Annotated in this window: 12 protein-coding genes; 4 read left to right on the top strand and 8 right to left on the bottom strand. The window is 41.2% G+C overall.

Annotation, left to right across the window (positions count from 1 at the left end):
- Positions 1 to 3 precede the first annotated feature (3 nt).
- The 4 genes from ACORHU_RS01200 to ACORHU_RS01185 all read right to left on the bottom strand — a co-directional run bounded on the left by ACORHU_RS01200 (position 4) and on the right by ACORHU_RS01185 (position 2981).
- A complete protein-coding gene (locus ACORHU_RS01200; RefSeq protein WP_061758886.1) occupies positions 4 to 522 on the bottom strand; it encodes a GNAT family N-acetyltransferase in 519 nt (172 codons plus the stop codon).
- Positions 512 to 955 (bottom strand): tRNA (adenosine(37)-N6)-threonylcarbamoyltransferase complex ATPase subunit type 1 TsaE, encoded by a 444-nt coding sequence (gene tsaE / locus ACORHU_RS01195; protein WP_061758887.1) that lies wholly within the window; start codon positions 953 to 955, stop codon positions 512 to 514. Before tsaE ends, ACORHU_RS01200 begins: the two co-directional genes overlap by 11 nt.
- Positions 956 to 1192: 237 nt before the next feature.
- The gene (locus ACORHU_RS01190) at positions 1193 to 1813 is read right to left on the bottom strand and encodes a hypothetical protein (RefSeq protein WP_061758888.1); all 621 of its coding nucleotides are present in this window, start codon (positions 1811 to 1813) and stop codon (positions 1193 to 1195) included.
- A gap of 304 nt (positions 1814 to 2117) precedes the next feature.
- A complete protein-coding gene (locus ACORHU_RS01185) occupies positions 2118 to 2981 on the bottom strand; it encodes a helix-turn-helix domain-containing protein (protein WP_001093626.1) in 864 nt (287 codons plus the stop codon).
- A gap of 187 nt (positions 2982 to 3168) precedes the next feature.
- Here ACORHU_RS01185 and ACORHU_RS01180 point away from each other — a divergent pair, with 187 nt between their 5' ends.
- On the top strand, positions 3169 to 3345 hold the full coding sequence (locus ACORHU_RS01180) for a PhrA family quorum-sensing system peptide (RefSeq protein ID WP_434364580.1): 177 nt from the start codon (positions 3169 to 3171) through the stop codon (positions 3343 to 3345).
- Positions 3342 to 4364 carry a choline-binding protein CbpF gene (gene cbpF / locus ACORHU_RS01175; RefSeq protein WP_434364579.1) on the top strand — a complete coding sequence of 341 codons (1023 nt, stop codon included), beginning with the start codon at positions 3342 to 3344 and terminating at the stop codon, positions 4362 to 4364. Before ACORHU_RS01180 ends, cbpF begins: the two co-directional genes overlap by 4 nt.
- Before the next feature lie 296 nt (positions 4365 to 4660).
- On the opposite strand, the gene ndk is transcribed toward cbpF, so the two are convergent.
- From ndk to rpoB, 3 genes are all read right to left on the bottom strand, one after another.
- Positions 4661 to 5074, bottom strand: coding sequence for a nucleoside-diphosphate kinase (gene ndk, locus ACORHU_RS01170; RefSeq protein WP_153195992.1), 414 nt, complete (start codon positions 5072 to 5074; stop codon positions 4661 to 4663).
- 306 nt (positions 5075 to 5380) lie between these two features.
- Complete coding sequence (gene rpoC / locus ACORHU_RS01165; RefSeq protein WP_434364578.1) at positions 5381 to 9058, bottom strand: DNA-directed RNA polymerase subunit beta'; 3678 nt, start codon at positions 9056 to 9058, stop codon at positions 5381 to 5383.
- Between the two features lie 32 nt (positions 9059 to 9090).
- Positions 9091 to 12702 (bottom strand): DNA-directed RNA polymerase subunit beta, encoded by a 3612-nt coding sequence (gene rpoB / locus ACORHU_RS01160; RefSeq protein WP_153195994.1) that lies wholly within the window; start codon positions 12700 to 12702, stop codon positions 9091 to 9093.
- A gap of 508 nt (positions 12703 to 13210) precedes the next feature.
- On the opposite strand from rpoB, the gene ACORHU_RS01155 reads away from it, so the two are divergent.
- Positions 13211 to 14695, top strand: a complete 1485-nt coding sequence (locus ACORHU_RS01155) for a M protein trans-acting positive regulator PRD domain-containing protein (RefSeq protein ID WP_434364577.1) — start codon at positions 13211 to 13213, stop codon at positions 14693 to 14695.
- Between the two features lie 108 nt (positions 14696 to 14803).
- Positions 14804 to 18679, top strand: coding sequence for a pullulanase (locus ACORHU_RS01150; RefSeq protein WP_434364576.1), 3876 nt, complete (start codon positions 14804 to 14806; stop codon positions 18677 to 18679).
- A gap of 99 nt (positions 18680 to 18778) precedes the next feature.
- On the opposite strand, the gene ACORHU_RS01145 is transcribed toward ACORHU_RS01150, so the two are convergent.
- Positions 18779 to 19828 (bottom strand): LLM class flavin-dependent oxidoreductase, encoded by a 1050-nt coding sequence (locus tag ACORHU_RS01145; protein ID WP_434364575.1) that lies wholly within the window; start codon positions 19826 to 19828, stop codon positions 18779 to 18781.
- Positions 19829 to 20035: the final 207 nt, after the last annotated feature.

Genomic DNA, 20035 nt, shown 5'->3' with positions numbered 1-20035 from the left:
CTACTAGTCTATCAGTTTACCCATCAAGTAAACATCGATAAATTTCCCTTCTTCTATATATGCTCCACGCTCTTGGCGACCTTCAATTACAAAGCCATGCTTTTGATAAAGATGAACTGCTGCTTGATTACGAGTTTGGACAGTCAGTTGGAGACGACGCAGAATACCACTTGCTTGTGCCCACTCTATCGCTTCTTCTATCAACAAACTTCCCAAGCCATTATTCCAATATCTTTTTCCAATCACAATGAAGAGATCTCCAATATGACGGACTCTCTTGCGCTGGTCAGCTGTAATATTTACAAGGCCAGCAATTTTACCATTTAAGAATGCAAGTAAGCTTATCTGATTGTCTGAACTAGCTTGCTTGTTGAGGAATACTTCCATCTCCTCACCGGTCAAGAGAATACCATCTCCATCTAAACTGGTAAAATCTGTCTCTAAACTGACACGATTTAAAAATGTTACTAACTCAACAGCATCACCAGGTTCTGCTTCTCTAATGAGCAATTCATACTCCATGTTGAAGCTCCTCTAAGAGTTTTTCTGCACGCAACCCCTTTGCCTGGAAATTTAAACGGCGTCCATCTGCTTCTTTTAGAATTTCCAATTCTAAATAAGTATTTGGCAAGGCATCACCTAAAAGATGGCCCCACTCAATGACAGTCACTCCACCACCAAAGAGAAACTCATCCAAGTCGATAGAATCAGCATCCCCCTCAATACGATAAACATCTAGGTGATAAAGTGGAAGACGACCTTCATACTCTCTTACGATAGTGTAAGTTGGACTCTTAATCATCTGAGAAATCTGTAACCCTTTAGCAAGACCTTTTGTAAATGTCGTTTTACCTGCGCCCAGTTCTCCAGTTAAAATTAAAACATCATTCTTTTCTAATAGATGACCCAAATGCTCCCCTAAGGCTTGCAACTCTTCTTCATTTTTTGTGTACATATTCTTATTATACCAAAAACTTTTCTTTTGTGTCTATTTTCCTACCAAACTTATACTCAATGAAAATCAAATAGCAAACTAGGAAGCTAGCCGCAGGTTGCTCAAAACACTGTTTTGAGGTTGTGGATAGAACTGACAGAGTCAGTATCATATACCTACGGAAAGGCTACGCTGACGTAGTTTGAAGAAATGTTCGAAGAGCATTACCATCATAACATCCATAAAAACAGGCTTTCCCTAAAAGAAAATGAGCGTAGCAATGACCAATACAAGATCTCGGAAAATATGACCATAAAAGGAAACTTCCTGCTTAACCGAATTTGGGACAAGATAGGCTGCAAAAAACAAACCCAGTCCAATATAAATCAGAAGTGAGACAATGGTCATTGGATTTCTTAAGAAAATAAGTGTTGCTAAAATAGTCACCAACACTGTCTTTTTTCTGTCTAGCATAGCAAGAAAATCGCGCATGTATTTTTTCAAGGGTAAAAAAATCAGCAAATCTAGTCCAAATAGGAAAAAGAAGGATGGCAATAAAAAGTCAACTAATTCTTGTTGCAGCGTATTTTTAATGAGCAAGTTATCTGACAAGACAAGAACAGCTCCTAACAAATTAATTAAGAGTAGGATACTATAAAAAAGCTTCACTGACTTCTTACTGGCTAGGACACTATGAACTTCTTGCTTACAGGTATAAAGATAATTTACTCCAGCACAGATTCCTGAAACAAAGACCATACTTCCGATGAAAAAAGCTGTACTTTGTTTAAAGGACAAGATGCATTCCTTCCATAGGAAACAGCTACTCAAACTGATTTGAATTAAAGCTAACAAAAATAAGATTCTCATTGATTTCATCTTTTCTCTCCCTTCCTACCAATCATTATACTCGGAGAAAAGAGAGAACTGTTTCCAATCTTCTCAAATGTCTCTTTTAGACGCTAAACAAACATGAGAGACTAATACTCAATGAAAATCAAAGAGCAAACTAGGAAGCTAGCCACAGGTTGCTCAAAACACTGTTTTGAGGTTGCAGATAGAGCTGACGTGGTTTGAAGGGATTTTGGAAGAATATAAATTTGAAATAAGGCTGATAGTATTAATTTCACTATCAGCCTTACAGGTTATTTAACGTTTCAGAAAAACTATAATGAAAGATTAACTAAACAGTATCTAATTCCTTCAAATAATTTTCTATCTTCATCAACATTAAAGGATTGTTATAAATCTTACATAATTCTCTTGCTTCTATATAATAATTTTTGACTTGTTCTTTGTCTAGAAATTTGGCTCCAGCATTTCCTACAAGAATAAGTAAGGGAGCCAGTTGGTAGCTTGTCTGTCTTTGTTTACAGAGTTCAATCGTCTCAAGAGCTTCTTGGATGGCTTCATTATATTTTTCCTTTGATACTAGGTAGTGAGCGTAGTTGTAACGAACTCTGATGTAGCCAAATAAAAACTCTTGATGCTCAAAATTTTTTGTCTGATATAACTCCATCAAATGAGAGTAGTTTGCTTCATAATCTTCTTCACGACCCACTAAGGAATAGAAATTAGATAGAGTATTCAATGCCTTTAAATAAATCAGAGTATTTGAGGAGACTTTTAATAATATATTTTCCAATGAAGAAATTGCCTCACACTTACTGTCATATTGATAGAAGTCAATAATAGCTTTAATCCATTCAAGGTAAGTTCGGTCTTCTAGTGTTAGAAAAGTACTTCGTTCAATCTCTATTCTATAAATATATTCCAAATTGTCATAATTTCTGTCATCTAATAGTCGAGCAGATAATTGCTTGAAATTAGAGAGATTAGATTTAATTTCAATTTGTTCATTAAAAAAATAATCTAATGGCACTTCAAGTCGTTGTGAGAGTTTGAACAAAAGGTCTGCGGAGGGAATGAAATGCCCTCTCTCAATTTTACTAATCTGGCTTTGTTCACAAATTCCTTCTGCAAGAGTTTGTTGGGAGAGTCTCAACTCTTTTCTTTTCAATCTGAATTTCTCTGCGAGTGTATTCATTAAAGATAATAATCCTTCCTATTTGCTTAATTTCATTATAAAATTTTTAGTTCAAAATAGCAAGTTAAAGGAGTAGATAATTCTCTATGGTAATAAATCTAAAAAAAAGTTCAAAATTTAATAAAAATAATTGACTGAATAAAATATATCTGTTAAAATAAAAACAAGGAAACAGAAAGGGGTTTCATTGCATGAGAAAAAACGTGGAATTAAAAAAATAGTTATATTTGTATTACTAAGTGTTCTTGCATTTGGTAATACAATTCCCTATCAACAGTTTGTTCAGAAGAATAGACAAATGGTAAAGTTTATAATTTCGCTTCATCTGGTGAGTGGATTTAATATTGGAGGTATACATAAATGAAACTTTTGAAAAAAACTATGCAAGTTGGACTAACAGCAATTTTCTTTGGTTTGCTAGCTACCAATACAGTATTTGCAGATGATTCTGAAGGATGGCATTTTGTACAAGAAAACGGAAGAACCTACTACAAGAAGGGGGAACTCAAAGAAACCTACTGGCGAGTGATTGATGGTAAGTACTATTATTTTGATTCTTTATCTGGAGAGATGGTTGTCGGCTGGCAATATATACCTGCTCCACACGAAGGGGTTACGATTGGTTCTTCTCTAAGGCAAGATATTGCTTTTAGACCAGATTGGTTTTACTTTGGTCAAGATGGGGTACTACAAGAATTTGTTGGTAAGCAAGTTTTAGAGGCAAAAACTGCTACAAATACCAACAAACATCATGGGGAACAATATGATAGTCCAGCAGAGAAACGAGTCTACTATTTTGAAGACCAAAGAAATTATCACACCTTAAAAACCGGTTGGGTTTATGATGAGGGGCACTGGTATTATTTACTGAAGGATGGTGGCTTCGATGCTCGTATCGACAGTTTAACGGTTGGGGAGCTAGCACGTGGTTGGATCAAGGATTATCCTCTAACCTATGATGAAGAGAAGCTTAAAGCGGCTCCATGGTACTACCTAGATCCAGCAACTGGCATTATGCAAACAGGTTGGCAATATCTAGGTAATAAGTGGTACTACCTCCGTTCCTCAGGAGCAATGGCCACTGGCTGGTATCAGGAAGGTACCACTTGGTATTATTTAGACCAGCCAAATGGCGATATGAAAACAGGTTGGCAAAACCTTGGGAACAAATGGTACTATCTCCGTTCATCAGGAGCTATGGTAACTGGTTGGTATCAAGATGGTTCAACTTGGTACTACCTAAATGCAAGTAATGGAGATATGAAGACAGGTTGGTTCCAGGTTAATGGCAAATGGTACTATGCTTATAGCTCAGGTGCTTTGGCAGTGAATACGACCGTAGATGGCTATTCTGTCAATTATAATGGCGAATGGGTTCGGTAACGAATGCTAATCGTAACTGTAGTTGATACTTAACTTAGTAAAAAGGGCTTTTTTCTACCATTTGTCAACTCTATCAATTTTTAAGAATTAAGGCTCTTTGTTAACTGTAGTGGATTGAAGAAAAGCTAAGAACGAGAAAGGACGAAGTTAGTCCTTTCTTTTTTATGTGACTATTAGTCAAAAAACGCACCATATCAAAAACTAAAAAGTTTGATATTATGCGTCATTTCTTAAACTAATTTACTATACTTTCTATTCAAATGAGCTTTTAACCAATTGATTGAGCCAATCCACTCTTAAAACCAAAGAGCAATTTCTCGCTTAGCTGACTCTTCTGAATCTGAACCATGTACAACATTTTGGATAACCTCATTTTCTCCAGCAGCTTTTGCAAAATCACCTCGAATAGTGCCTGGTAAAGCTTCTTCTGGACGAGTTGCCCCCATCATGGCCCGCCAAGTTTCGATTACTTTGGGGCCTGAAATGATACCCACAAGAACCGGTCCTGAAGTCATAAATTCACGAATCGGTGGGTAAAAACTCTGACCAACCAAGTCCTGATAGTGCTGGTCAATCAACTCTTCTGAAAGCTGTGAACGCAACTCCAATTTTTCAATTGTAAATCCACGTTGTTCGATGCGTTTTAACACTTCACCTACTAGTCCTCTTTTTACACCGTCTGGTTTAATGATAAAAAATGTTTGTTCCATACCTGTCTCCTTTGTCAGCTTCTTTCTTTTATACTCTTCGAAAATCTCTTCAAACCACGTCAACGTCGCCTTACCGTAGGTATGGTTACTGACTTCGTCAGTTCTATCCACAACCTCAAAACAGTGTTTTGAGCTGACTTCGTCAGTTCTATCTACAACCTCAAAGCAGTGCTTTGAGCAACCTGCGGCTAGTTTCCTAGTTTACTCTTTGATTTTCATTGAGTATTATTTTACCACATTTAATGGAAAAATGGAGAAAGTTTTCAGAAAAAGAGAAAGAGAACCCGAAGGCTCTCTCATTCTCTCTTATTCTACTGTTTCTTCCACAGTTTCAACGGCAGTATCCATAACTACTTCTGTTGTTTCTTCATTCCCTTCTTCCTCTACTGGAGGATTAAGGTATTCTTCTTCGTTGATAGCATGTGGTTCAAGGTTACGGTAGCGAGCCATACCAGTACCAGCTGGGATGATCTTACCGATGATAACATTTTCCTTGAGACCAAGGAGATGGTCTTTCTTACCACGGATAGCTGCATCTGTAAGGACACGAGTTGTTTCCTGGAAGGAAGCCGCTGACAAGAAACTGTTGGTTTCAAGTGAGGCTTTGGTGATTCCCATAAGGACTGGACGACCAGTCGCTGGCACTCCACCTGCGATAAGGACATCTTTATTGGCATCTGTAAAGTCATTGATATCCATGAGGGTACCCATGAGAAGATCTGTGTCACCTGGATCCATAACACGGACTTTACGGATCATTTGACGAACCATTACCTCGATGTGTTTGTCACCGATTTCTACCCCTTGGCTACGGTAAACTTTTTGTACTTCACCGAGAAGGTAAGTTTCAACTGACAAGACATCGCGAACTGCAAGGAGACGTTTTGGTTGGATAGAACCTTCTGTAAGAGCAGCACCACGCGCTACTTGGTCTCCAACTTCGACACGCATACGAGCGGTAAATGGAACGACGTATTCACCTTCGCCAGTTTCACCCTTAACAAAGACTTTCTTAGTACGAGTTGAAGCGTCTTCTTCGATAGCGGTAACTTGTCCTTTAACCTCTGTGATAACCGCTTCCCCTTTAGGATTGCGGGCTTCAAAGATTTCTTGGACACGAGGAAGACCCTGAGTGATATCGGTATTTGAGGCAACCCCACCCGTGTGGAAGGTACGCATTGTAAGCTGTGTACCAGGTTCCCCGATAGATTGGGCAGCGATTGTACCAACTGCTTCACCAACTTCAACCGCATCACCAGTCGCCAAGTTGATACCATAACAGTGACGGCAGACACCGTGACGAGTGTTACATGTAAATACGGAACGGATAGTCACTTCTTCCACACCAGCATTGACAATTTCACGCGCCTTGTCTTCTGTAATCAACGCATTTGGACCGATAATCACTGCACCAGTTTCTGGATGTTTAACAGTTTTCTTAGTGTAACGACCATTGAGACGCTCTTCGAGAGATTCGATCATCTCTTTTCCTTCTGCGATAGAACGGATCAAGAGACCACGGTCTGTTCCACAGTCATCCTCACGGATGATAACGTCTTGGGCAACGTCAACCAAACGACGAGTCAAGTAACCTGAGTCGGCTGTCTTAAGGGCCGTATCAGTCATACCTTTACGCGCACCGTGAGTTGAGAAGAACATTTCCAATACCGACAAACCTTCGCGGAAGTTTGAAAGGATTGGCAATTCCATGATACGTCCGTTCGGAGCCGCCATCAAACCACGCATACCGGCAAGCTGTGAGAAGTTTGAGATGTTACCACGGGCTCCAGAGTCCATCATCATAACGATTGGGTTCTTAGGATCTTGGTTGGCAATCAAGCGTTTCTCAAGTTTTTCACGGGCAGCACGCCATTCAGCTGTAACGGCATTGTAACGCTCGTCGTCTGTGATCATACCACGACGGAATTGTTTTGTGATTTGTTCTACTCGTTTGTGTGATTCTTCAATAATTTCAGCCTTGTCATCAACGACTGGGATATCGGCAATACCCACTGTCAATCCTGCAAGAGTTGAGTGGTGGTAACCGAGGTTCTTCATACGGTCAAGTAGGGCAGAAGTTTCTGTCGTACGGAAACGTTTGAAGATTTCAGCGATGATATTTCCAAGGTTTTTCTTCTTGAATGGAGGGTTAAGTTCAAGATTGCTGATAGCTTCCTTGATATCTCCACCAAGTGGCAAGAAGTATTTAGCTGGAACGCCTTCTGTCAAGTTGGCATTGTTTGGTTCTTGCAAGTATGGTAGACCCTCTGGCATAATGTCATTGAAGAGGATTTTACCAACTGTTGTAAGCAAGACTTTATGTTTTTGCTCTTCTGTCCAAGGTTTGTTGAGGCTATCTGTTGCGATACCAACACGTGAGTGAAGGTGAACATAACCATTGCGGTAAGCCATAACCGCTTCATCACGGTCTTTGAAGACCATTCCTTCACCTTCACGACCAGCTTCTTCCATAGTCAAGTAGTAGTTACCCAAAACCATATCCTGAGATGGAGTAACAACTGGTTTACCATCTTTCGGGTTCAAAATGTGCTCAGCAGCGAGCATCAAGATACGAGCTTCTGCTTGAGCTTCTTCTGAAAGCGGTACGTGGATGGCCATTTGGTCCCCGTCAAAGTCGGCATTATAGGCTTCACAGACAAGCGGGTGCAAGCGAAGGGCCTTACCATCAATCAAGACTGGCTCGAAGGCTTGGATACCCAAACGGTGAAGGGTCGGTGCGCGGTTCAAAAGTACTGGGTGTTCTTTGATCACTTCTTCAAGGATATCCCAGATACGCTCATCTCCGCGTTCGACCAAGCGTTTAGCAGCTTTGACGTTTTGCACGATATCACGGGCAACAATTTCACGCATGACGAATGGTTTAAAGAGCTCAATCGCCATTTCACGTGGCACACCACATTGGTACATCTTAAGAGTTGGACCAACGGCGATAACGGAACGTCCTGAGAAGTCAACACGTTTACCGAGCAAGTTTTGACGGAAACGTCCTTGTTTACCTTTAAGCATGTGGCTCAATGATTTAAGTGGACGGCTACCTGGTCCTGTGATTGGACGACCACGACGACCATTGTCAATCAAAGCGTCAACCGCTTCTTGAAGCATACGCTTCTCATTTTGAACGATAATACCTGGTGCATTCAACTCAAGCAAACGAGCCAAACGGTTATTACGGTTAATAACACGACGGTAAAGGTCATTCAAGTCAGATGAGGCAAAACGGCCACCATCCAACTGCAACATTGGACGAAGATCTGGTGGAATAACCGGAAGGATGTTAAGAATCATCCATTCAGGTTTGTTTCCAGACTTGTAAAAGGCATCCAAAACATCCAAACGACGGATGGCTTTGATACGTTTTTGTCCAGTCGCTGTTTTCAACTCTTCTTTGAGTTCAGCAATTTCTTTTTCAAGATCTACTTGTTTCAAGAGGTCTTGGATGGCTTCGGCACCCATCTTGGCAACGAATGATCCATAACCATACTCACGCAAGCGCTCACGGTATTCGCGCTCTGTCATGATAGACTTGTGCTCAAGTGGTGTATCCTTAGGATCAATCACCACATAAGCCGCAAAGTAGATCACTTCCTCGAGGGCACGAGGGCTCATATCAAGGGTCAAGCCCATACGGCTTGGAATCCCCTTGAAGTACCAGATGTGAGATACAGGAGCTTTCAATTCGATATGTCCCATACGCTCACGACGAACTTTCGTACGCGTTACTTCAACCCCACAGCGGTCACAAACAATCCCTCTATAACGAATGCGTTTATATTTACCACAAGCACATTCCCAGTCTTTTGTAGGACCAAAGATGACTTCATCAAAGAGTCCTTCACGTTCTGGTTTCAAGGTACGGTAATTGATTGTTTCAGGTTTTTTGACTTCTCCATAAGACCATGAACGGACTTTACTTGGAGAAGCTAGGGTGATTTGCATACTTTTAAAACGATTTACATCAACCACTATTTCTTCCCTTTCTATTCTAAGTGAACTGCTTATTCTTGTTCAGCAGCTTCTTCTGTTTCTTCCGCTTTTGCTTCTTTCTCAGCTTCTTCAGCTTCAAAGGCTGCTTTAGCCTCTTGGGCTGCTTTTTCGCGGGCTTTTTCAAGATCATCTACGTGGATGACATCTTCGTCCATTCCTTCATCCAAGTCACGAAGTTCCACTTCTTGGTCATCTTCGTCTAGGACACGCATGTCAAGACCAAGAGATTGCAATTCTTTGACAAGAACTCGGAAGGATTCTGGAACACCTGGTTTTGGAATTGGTTTTCCTTTTGTAATAGCTTCATAAGCTTTCAAACGTCCGTTAATATCGTCAGACTTGTAAGTCAAGATTTCTTGAAGGACATTTGACGCACCGTAGGCTTCAAGAGCCCAAACCTCCATCTCACCGAAACGTTGTCCACCAAACTGAGCTTTACCTCCGAGTGGTTGTTGGGTAACGGTTGAGTAAGGTCCGACAGAACGCGCGTGCAATTTATCGTCAACCATGTGGTGGAGTTTGATCATGTACATGACTCCGACAGAAACACGGTTATCAAACGGTTCCCCAGTACGTCCATCGTAAAGGATTGTTTTGGCATCGCTATCCATACCAGCTTCTTTAACAGTTGACCAAAGGTCTTCAGAACTTGCTCCGTCAAAGACTGGTGTTGCGATGTGAATACCAAGAGTACGAGCAGCCATACCAAGGTGGAGCTCCATAACCTGACCGATATTCATACGTGATGGCACCCCAAGTGGGTTCAACATGATATCGACTGGAGTTCCATCTGGAAGGTAAGGCATATCTTCTACGGGAACGATACGAGAGACAACCCCTTTGTTTCCGTGACGTCCGGCCATCTTATCTCCGACCTTGATTTTACGTTTTTGAGCGATGTAGACGCGAACCAGCATGTTAACACCTGATTGCAACTCATCTCCATTTGCACGTGTAAAGATCTTAACATCACGAACAACACCATCGGCACCGTGTGGTACACGAAGAGAAGTGTCGCGCACTTCACGAGACTTGTCTCCGAAGATAGCGTGCAAGAGACGTTCTTCAGCCGAAAGGTCTTTCTCACCCTTAGGTGTTACTTTACCTACAAGGATATCACCTTCTTTAACCTCAGCACCGATACGGATAATACCCATTTCGTCAAGGTCTTTGAGGGCATCTTCACCAACGTTTGGAATTTCACGAGTAATTTCTTCAGGCCCAAGCTTTGTATCGCGCGTTTCTGATTCGTATTCTTCAAGGTGGACAGATGTGTAGACATCGTCTTTCACCAAGCGTTCGCTCATGATAACGGCATCCTCGAAGTTGTAACCTTCCCAAGTCATGTAGGCAACGATTGGGTTTTGCCCAAGCGCCATTTCTCCATTTTCCATAGAAGGTCCGTCAGCGATGAAATCACCTTTTTCAACGATATCGCCAACTTTTACGAGAGTGCGTTGGTTATAGGCAGTACCTGAGTTTGAACGACGGAATTTTTGGATGTGGTAAACATCCAATGAACCATCTTCACGACGAACTTCTACCTTGTCAGCATCTGCATAAGTAACTTTACCATCATACTGAGCAATCACAGCAGCTCCTGAATCGTGGGCTGCTTGGTATTCCATACCAGTACCAACGTAAGGTGCTTGAGGATTGATCAATGGCACAGCCTGACGTTGCATGTTAGCTCCCATGAGGGCACGGTTGGAGTCATCGTTTTCCAAGAAAGGAATACATGCTGTCGCAACGGCAACTACCTGTTTTGGTGAAACGTCCATGTAGTCAACAATATTAGCTGGATACTCTTGGTTGACCCCTTGGTGACGTCCCATGACAATCTTCTCAGCAAAGGTTCCATCTTCATTAAGACGAGAGTTGGCCTGAGCTACAGTATATTCATCTTCTTCATCGGCTGTCAACCAAACGATTTCGTTCGTAACAACACCTGTTTCACGGTCAACCTTACGGTATGGTGTTTGAACAAAACCATACTTGTTCAAGTGTCCGTATGATGACAAGTTATTAATCAAACCGATGTTAGGTCCTTCAGGTGTCTCGATTGGACACATACGACCGTAGTGAGTGTAGTGCACGTCACGAACTTCATATCCAGCACGGTCACGTGTCAAACCACCAGGTCCTAAGGCTGACAGACGGCGTTTGTGAGACAACTCAGAAAGTGGGTTGTGTTGGTCCATGAACTGTGACAACTGTGATGAACCAAAGAATTCTTTCACCGCAGCTGTTACAGGACGGATATTGATGATTTGTTGTGGTGTCAAGACTTCGTTGTCCTGAACAGACATACGTTCACGGACATTACGTTCCATACGAGAAAGTCCAAGACGTACTTGGTTGGCAAGCAATTCACCAACCGCACGGATACGACGGTTTCCAAGGTGGTCGATATCATCTACACGGCCAAGTCCTTCAGCCAAGTTGAGGAAGTAGCTCATCTCAGCAAGAATATCTGCAGGAGTGACGATACGAACCTTGTCATCTGGATTAGCATTACCGATGATCGTTACAACACGGTCTGGATCAGTTGGAGCAACAACCTTGAATTTTTGAAGAACAACTGGCTCTGTTACTACGGCAGCATCATTTGGAATGTAGACAATCTTGTTCAAGTCGCCATCCAAATAGCTTTCAATGCTTTCAATCACGCTACGAGTCATGATTGTACCAGCTTCTACCAAGATTTCTCCAGTTTCAGGATCTACCAATGGCTCTGCAATGGTTTGGTTTAGCAAACGTGTTTTAACATTGAGTTTTTTATTGATCTTATAGCGACCAACTGCTGCCAAGTCATAGCGACGTGGGTCAAAGAAACGAGCTACAAGCAAGCTACGTGAGCTTTCAGCAGTCTTAGGTTCACCTGGACGAAGGCGTTCGTAAATTTCTTTCAAGGCTTCGTCGGTACGAGAGTCCATTGGGTTCTTGTGGATATCTTTTTCAACAGTGTTGCGAACCAATTCGCTGTCACCAAAGATATCAAAGATTTCATCATCACCTGAGAAACCAAGCGCACGAACCAAGGTTGTAAATGGAATCTTACGAGTACGGTCGATACGAGTGTAGGCGATATCTTTTGAGTCGCTTTCAAGTTCCAACCAAGCTCCACGGTTAGGGATAACAGTTGAACCGTAGCCCACTTTACCATTTTTATCAACTTTATCGTTAAAGTAAACACCTGGTGAGCGGACCAACTGAGATACGATGATACGTTCACCACCATTGATGATGAAAGTCCCCATTTCTGTCATGATTGGGAAATCACCAAAGAAAACTTCTTGGGTTTTGATTTCGCCTGTTTCTTTATTGATCAAGCGGAAGGTTACAAAAATTGGTGCTGAGTAGCTAGCATCATGGATACGAGCTTCTTCTAGCGTATATTTTGGTTCCTTGATTTCATATCCAACAAATTCCAACTCCATTGTGTCTGTGAAGTTTGAAATTGGCAATACATCTTCAAACACTTCCTTAAGACCGTGGTCTAGGAAAGCTTTGAATGAGTCAGTTTGAATTTCAATCAAATTTGGTAAGTCAAGAACTTCTTTGATTCTTGAAAAACTACGACGGGTACGATGTTTCCCGTATTGAACGTCATGTCCTGCCAAGATGATTCTCCTTTGTAAATAAGTTCCAAGCCTTGTCAATCAGGCTTTTCTAATCGTCATATGGTTTTAAAAACCCTTATCACCGTGTCCTCTTGATAAATTTTCAGAATCTTTAAGTCTCTGTTACAAACACACAAAATCCTGAAAAAAAGCACAAAAAGAGCAGCTAAATCTGACTTTTTCAGAAGATTTAACTGCTGTGAGCCTTGTCTGGACAATATTTCAGACAAAACCTACGACAAATGATTACTAATATTATACCCTATTTAGCTAGATTTTTCAAGGGGATTGACGAATTTTTGACAAAATCTTTTCCTATAGAAAACTGAGTTTTACTTTTAAAAATGTGATGGGTTCCATTTGCTCTTTGTAAATGGCATTTTTCCTATACCTATTTTATAAAAAATATAATAAATCTCTGTTTTGCTATTTTATAATAGGCTGTTTTTCTTGACTTTACTTGGTTTTTATTTTAATATATATGTATAAATATATAGGTAGGTTCATTATGAATATTTTGCTTTCTGAAACAGAACAAAATCTGCTAGTGTTACTGGAAGAATTAGCCAAACACCATGATTGGATAGAGCTCTCAGTCTTGGCTGAAAAGCTGAATTTTTCAACAGAAGAATTGCAAGAACACCTTTTTAAGCTTGAGCAATTATTTCCAAACCTCCTGATACAATCAAGAAAAAAAGGTATTCAATTGCAGTTTGACTTCCAAAACACCTTGGATCCTAGAATTGAGATTTTTAAACAGTCTGAAACTTACTCTTTTTTGAACCGTCTCTTTTTCAAAGAGGGACAATCACTTGACCAAATAGGTCAGGAACTTATAATTGGCTGCGAACGAGTTCAGGAAATCATCCAGCATCTAAATACGAAACTTCTACAACACTATAACATCAGCATCCAACCTTCCCCTTTAGTCATAGAGGGAACAGAAGAGAACATTCGCGCCTTTTATCTAGACTATTTTAGCCAAAGTTACAGTTTTCTTGATTGGCCCTTTCCGTCTATTTCTGAAGAATCACTCACTCACTTGATTCAGCTATTTTTGAACGCCCAACAAGTTTCACTCACCCTCAACAGTCTACGGCAAATCAAATATACCCTAGCTATCAATCTAGAGCGGTTTAATATGAGTCATTTGATTGAAAATCCTACTCCCCTTTTAACCAGTCACTACAGCTCTCTCATGCAAATTCCGCAGTTTGAACAAGATATCAAAAAGCTGGCTAAAAAACTCAATTTTGAACCTACAAAGAAAACACTGGAACAGCTATTTTCAAACCCAATCAAATCTTTTCAAAGCACAAACAATCCTAACAATGGAGCACTGGATGACATTCATCAGATTCAAAAATCCTACCGTTTATTGAGTCAAATTCTAGAAGAGCTGGCTAAAGAATTTCACCTACAGATTGAAAATCGTGAGGAATTGATTTGGCTCCTCCACTACACTGCCCAAGCTGATTTCTTCCATTTACTCAACAATCAGTCTCTCGACAAACAGAAATCCCAGATTTTAAGCAATTATCAAGCAGAATTTCCAAAACTATTTGAAGTAAGTCAACACAAATTTCAATCTTATCTGACTGAGATGGGACTAAACAGTAAGCCAAGTAAGCAACAAGAGATGGTCTACACCTTCACTATCCAAGGGCATCGAATTTTAGTCCAACTGCTTCAAAAACTTCCCAAAATACGTGTTTTGGTCATTAGTCATCTGGATAACCATCACGCACAAAGCCTAATCGACACCCTAACTCACTACGGAAACAATCTCTATCTATTTGATTCTTGGGAAGAATCTACGATTTCTTTCTCGATTCTCAATCAAATTCCGCACGATATTGTTATCACTACCTTTCCTGTCACTAACTCTCCTAAACCAATTATCTACAATCGTAACTTCTCTACTTCAGAATTATTCCTCCATCTCCACCTTCTGGCTTCTCAAATTCATAAAGAAAGACTAGCTGAGTCGTAACAGAAAATCTGTTGCGATTTTTCTTTTGTTCCAATTTTAAGAAAACGCTTGCATCTTTTTTTACTACATGCTATACTGATATAGAAATTTATTGATTGGAGAATCATTATGAGAAAAAAACCATCTCACACTGAGAAAAAAATGGTCTACAGCATCCGTTCTCTCAAAAATGGAACTGGTTCTGTCCTTATCGGCGCAAGCCTTGTCCTACTTGCCATGGCTACACCAACTATCTCAGCCAACGAAACCACAACAGCTAGTGCTGAAGCGACTAACACTATTACTCAACCTCTTACTGATACAGCAGACATCGCTGGAAAGAACGAAAGCGATTTTTCTTCACCTAACAATGCAAACGCTTCCCTAGAGAAAAAAGAAGAACAACCTGCAACAGAGGCAACCACTCCTGCTGCAACTCCCGCTGATTCAGCACCACAAACCGGACAAGATCGTTCAAGCGAACCAACTACTTCTACTACGACTGAAACTAAGGCAGAAGAGCCAATCGAAGACAATTACTTCCGTATCCACGTCAAAAAACTTCCTGAAGAAAACAAGGATAGTCAAGGACTATGGACTTGGGACGATGTTGAAAAACCTTCTGAAAACTGGCCTAACGGAGCTTTGTCCTTTAAGGATGCCAAAAAAGATGACTACGGCTACTACCTAGATGTCAAATTAAAGGGAGAACAAGCCAAAAAAATTAGCTTCCTCATCAATAATACAGCCGGAAAAAATCTAACCGGCGATAAATCGGTAGAAAAACTGGCACCAAAGATGAATGAGGCTTGGTTAGACCAAGATCACAAGGTTTTCTCTTACGAGCCACAACCTGCAGGAACTATTCGCGTCAACTACTACCGTACAGATGGCAACTATGACAAGAAATCTCTCTGGTACTGGGGAGATGTGAAAAATCCAAGTAGTGGTGAATGGCCTAACGGAACAGACTTTACGGCTACAGGCAAATATGGTCGCTATATCGATATTCCACTCAAAGATGCAGCTAAAGATCTTGGATTTTTATTACTAGACAGAAAGAAACAAGGAGACGATGTGAAAATCCGTAAAGAAGATTATAAGTTCACAGATTTGAAAAATCATAGCCAAATTTTCCTAAAAGATGATGACGAAACCATCTACACCAACCCCTACTATGTGCACGATATCCGCATGACAGGAGCTCAACACGTAGGAACTTCTAGCATTGAAAGTAGTTTTTCAACACTTGTCGGTGCTAAAAAAGAAGATATCCTCAAACACTCCAACATCACTAATCATCTAGGAAACAAAGTAACTATCACTGATGTTGCAATCGATGAGGCTGGTAAGAAAGTGACCTACAGCGGAGATTTCTCTGACACAAAACATCCTTATACCGTTAGCTACAACTCTGACAAATTCACTACCAAAACAAGCTGGCGTCTTAAAGATGAGACTTACAGCTATGATGGTAAACTTGGAGCTGACCTCAAAGAAGAAGGAAAACAGGTTGATTTGACCCTCTGGTCACCAAGTGCTGATAAGGTTTCTGTTGTTATCTACGACAAGAATGACCCTGAAAAAGTAGTTGGAACTGTAGCTCTTGAAAAAGGGGAAAGAGGAACTTGGAAACAAACTCTAGATAGCACAAACAAACTAGGCATCACAGATTTCACTGGCTACTATTATCAATACCAAATCGAGCGTCAAGGTAAAACTATTCTTGCACTCGATCCTTACGCTAAATCCCTCGCTGCTTGGAATAGTGACGATGCTAAGATTGACGATGCCCATAAAGTGGCTAAAGCTGCCTTTGTAAATCCAGCTAAACTAGGACCTCAAGACTTGACTTATGGTAAGATTCGCAACTTCAAATCGCGCGAAGATGCTGTCATCTATGAAGCTCATGTGCGTGACTTCACTTCAGATCCTGCCATCGCAAAAGATTTGACTAAGCCATTTGGTACTTTTGAAGCCTTTATCGAAAAACTAGACTACCTCAAAAACTTGGGTGTAACCCACATCCAACTCCTTCCAGTCTTGTCTTACTACTTTGTCAATGAGTTGAAGAACCACGAACGCTTATCTGACTATGCTTCAAGCAACAGCAACTACAACTGGGGATATGACCCTCAAAACTACTTCTCCTTGACTGGTATGTACTCAAGCGATCCTAAGAATCCAAAAAAACGAATCGCAGAATTTAAAAACCTCATCAATGAAATCCACAAACGTGGTATGGGAGCTATCCTGGACGTAGTTTATAACCATACAGCCAAGGTCGATATCTTTGAAGATTTAGAGCCAAACTACTACCACTTTATGGATGCTGATGGTACACCTCGCACTAGCTTTGGTGGTGGACGTTTGGGGACAACCCACCATATGACCAAACGCCTCCTAGTTGATTCTATCAAATATCTAGTTGATACCTACAAAGTAGATGGATTCCGCTTCGATATGATGGGAGATCATGACGCCGCTTCTATCGAAGAAGCTTACAAGGCTGCACGCGCCCTCAATCCAAACCTCATCATGCTAGGTGAAGGTTGGAGAACCTATGCTGGTGATGAAAATATGCCTACTAAAGCTGCTGACCAAGATTGGATGAAACATACCGATACGGTCGCTGTCTTCTCAGATGACATCCGTAACAACCTCAAATCTGGTTATCCAAATGAAGGTCAACCTGCTTTTATCACAGGTGGCAAACGTGACATCAACACTATCTTCAAAAATCTCATTGCTCAACCAACCAACTTTGAAGCAGACAGTCCTGGAGATGTGATTCAATACATCGCAGCCCATGATAACTTGACCCTCTTTGACATCATTGCCCAGTCTATCAAAAAAGACCCAAGCAAAGCTAAGAACTATGCTGAAATCCACCGTCGTTTGCGACTTGGAAACCTCATGGTCTTGACAGCTCAAGGAACTCCATTTATCCACTCTGGTCAGGAATATGGTCGCACTAAACAATTCCGTGACCCAGCCTACAAGACTCCAGTAGCAGAGGACAAACAACCAAACAAATCTCACTTGTTGCGTGATAAGGACGGCAATCCGTTTGACTATCCTTACTTCATCCATGACTCTTATGATTCTAGCGATGCAGTCAACAAGTTTGATTGGACTAAGGCTACAGATGGAAAAGCATATCCTGAAAATGTCAAGAGCCGTGACTATATGAAAGGGTTGATTGCCCTTCGTCAATCTACAGATGCCTTCCGACTCAAGAGTCTTAAAGATATCAAGGACCGTGTCCACCTCATCACTGTTCCAGGTCAAAATGGTGTAGAAAAAGAGGATGTAGTAATTGGCTACCAAATTACTGCTCCAAACGGTGATATCTACGCAGTCTTTGTCAATGCGGATGAAAAAGCTCGCGAATTTAATTTGGGAACTGCCTTTGCCCACCTCAGAAATGCTGAAGTTCTAGCAGATGAAAACCAAGCAGGACCAGTTGGAATTGCCAACCCGAAAGGACTTGAATGGACTGAAAAAGGCTTGAAATTGAATGCCCTTACAGCTACTGTTCTTCGAGTCTCTCAAGGCGGTGCCATTGTTGCCCCAGCTATGGAAGAAAAACCAGAATTTGACCTTTCTAGCCTAAAGCAAGAACACGGTCAAAATAACGGCCAAGACAATATGTCAAACCGAGTAGTCAAACCGGAACAGCAAACTCCAGCTCCACAAACTAAACCTGATTCTACTAGACCAGATGAAAAAGTAGCTGATGCAGAAGATAAACCTAGCCAAGCTACAACTGATTCACAAGCTGAACAACCAGCACAAGAAGCACAACCAGCATCTGTAAGTGAAGCTATTCAAAACGGATCTGTAGAAAACTCTAGCAAGGAAAATATACCTGCAACCCCAGCTAAACAAGCTGAACTTCCAAATACAGGAACCAAAAACGATCACAAACTCCTGTTTGCAGGAATTAGTCTCCTCGCTCTTCTAGGTCTCGGGTTCTTGCTAAAAAACAAAAAAGAGAACTAAACTAGCCCTCCTATAGAAAAATCCCCCAAGCATTAAGTCCAGGGGGATTATTTTTTGTACAATATTTGTGGTTATAATACATTTGATTAGTATTTTTTATTAAGCCTCTTTCATGGCAAAATAAGCCCGTACTTTTGGAGCCACTTGCGTGCCGAAGAGTTCAATAGCTCTCAGAACCTGGTCATGAGGCATGGAACCAAGCGGTAGATGGAGCATGAAGCGGTCCAATCCTAAATCCTCTATCATGCGAATCAATTTTTCTGCCACCTGATCTGGATTGCCCACAAACATAGCGCCATTTGGCCCTACCTGTTCCAAATATTGCTCATAACGTAATTCCTGCCAGTGCGGACGGTCTTTGGAAATAGCATCCACCACTTGCTTGGTCGGATGGAAATAATCTTTCACAGCCTGCTCGCCATCTTCAGCAATCCAACCCCAAGAATGGGCTCCAACCTTTAGTTCATGACTGGCATGACCCGTTTCGCTCCCAATCTCACGATAAGCCTGAATCAATTTTTTAAAATAACGCGGATTGCCACCAATAATGGCATAAACAATCGGTAGACCAGCCTGAGCAATCTTCACAGTTGATTCAACATGACCACCTGTCGCTATCCACAAGGGTAATTTGTCCTGAACTGGACGAGGATAGACTTCTTTGCCAGAGATTGTTTGGGTCAATCGACCTTGCCAGTCTAACTTGGTCTTTTCATTGACTAACTGAAGCAAGTCTAATTTCTCATCAAAAAGGGCTTCGTAGTCTTTCAAATCATATCCAAACAGAGGAAACGATTCCGTGAAAGAACCCCTTCCGGCCATAATCTCCGCACGTCCATTTGACAAAGCATCGATAGTAGCATATTGTTGGAACAAACGAATCGGATCCATGCTCGAGAGAATGCTGACTGCACTGGTCAAACGGATTTTCTTGGTATTGACTGCCCCAGCTGCCAGGACAATCTCTGGCGCAGATACCGCAAAATCCGCTCGATGGTGCTCACCAATCCCATATACATCCAAACCAACCTTGTCAGCCAGTTCAATCTCCGCCACCAACTGGCGAATACGTTCGGTATGACTGTAAGTTTGCCCAATCACTTCAAGCTCCGTTGTTTCCCCAATTGTCGAAATTCCCAATTCTACCATTGTGATTCTCCTTGTCTATTTCTGTCCTTCAATTTGAAAAATTATTCTAATACTCAATGAAAATCAAAGAGCAAACTAAGAAGCTAGCCGCAGGCTGCTCAAAACAGTGTTTTGAGGTTGCAGATGGAAGCTGACGTGGTTTGAAGAGACTTTCGAAGAGTATAACACGAATCTTGAGTACAGGCAACCAATTTGCTCACAAGAAAA

Source organism: Streptococcus sp. KHUD_015, from assembly GCF_051106265.1.
GTDB lineage: Bacteria > Bacillota > Bacilli > Lactobacillales > Streptococcaceae > Streptococcus.
The sequence above is the reverse complement of the archived record's forward strand: the minus strand, read 5'-3'. Positions and strand labels throughout refer to the sequence as shown.

Bases quoted from the DNA above. Each gene is read 5' to 3' on its own strand.
- ACORHU_RS01200 (WP_061758886.1), bottom strand. From the start codon at position 522: ATGGAGTATGAATTGCTCATTAGAGAAGCAGAACCTGGTGATGCTGTT.
- tsaE (WP_061758887.1), bottom strand. From the start codon at position 955: ATGTACACAAAAAATGAAGAAGAGTTGCAAGCCTTAGGGGAGCATTTG.
- ACORHU_RS01190 (WP_061758888.1), bottom strand. From the start codon at position 1,813: ATGAAATCAATGAGAATCTTATTTTTGTTAGCTTTAATTCAAATCAGT.
- ACORHU_RS01185 (WP_001093626.1), bottom strand. From the start codon at position 2,981: ATGAATACACTCGCAGAGAAATTCAGATTGAAAAGAAAAGAGTTGAGA.
- cbpF (WP_434364579.1), top strand. From the start codon at position 3,342: ATGAAACTTTTGAAAAAAACTATGCAAGTTGGACTAACAGCAATTTTC.
- ndk (WP_153195992.1), bottom strand. From the start codon at position 5,074: ATGGAACAAACATTTTTTATCATTAAACCAGACGGTGTAAAAAGAGGA.
- ACORHU_RS01155 (WP_434364577.1), top strand. From the start codon at position 13,211: ATGAATATTTTGCTTTCTGAAACAGAACAAAATCTGCTAGTGTTACTG.
- ACORHU_RS01150 (WP_434364576.1), top strand. From the start codon at position 14,804: ATGAGAAAAAAACCATCTCACACTGAGAAAAAAATGGTCTACAGCATC.
- ACORHU_RS01145 (WP_434364575.1), bottom strand. From the start codon at position 19,828: ATGGTAGAATTGGGAATTTCGACAATTGGGGAAACAACGGAGCTTGAA.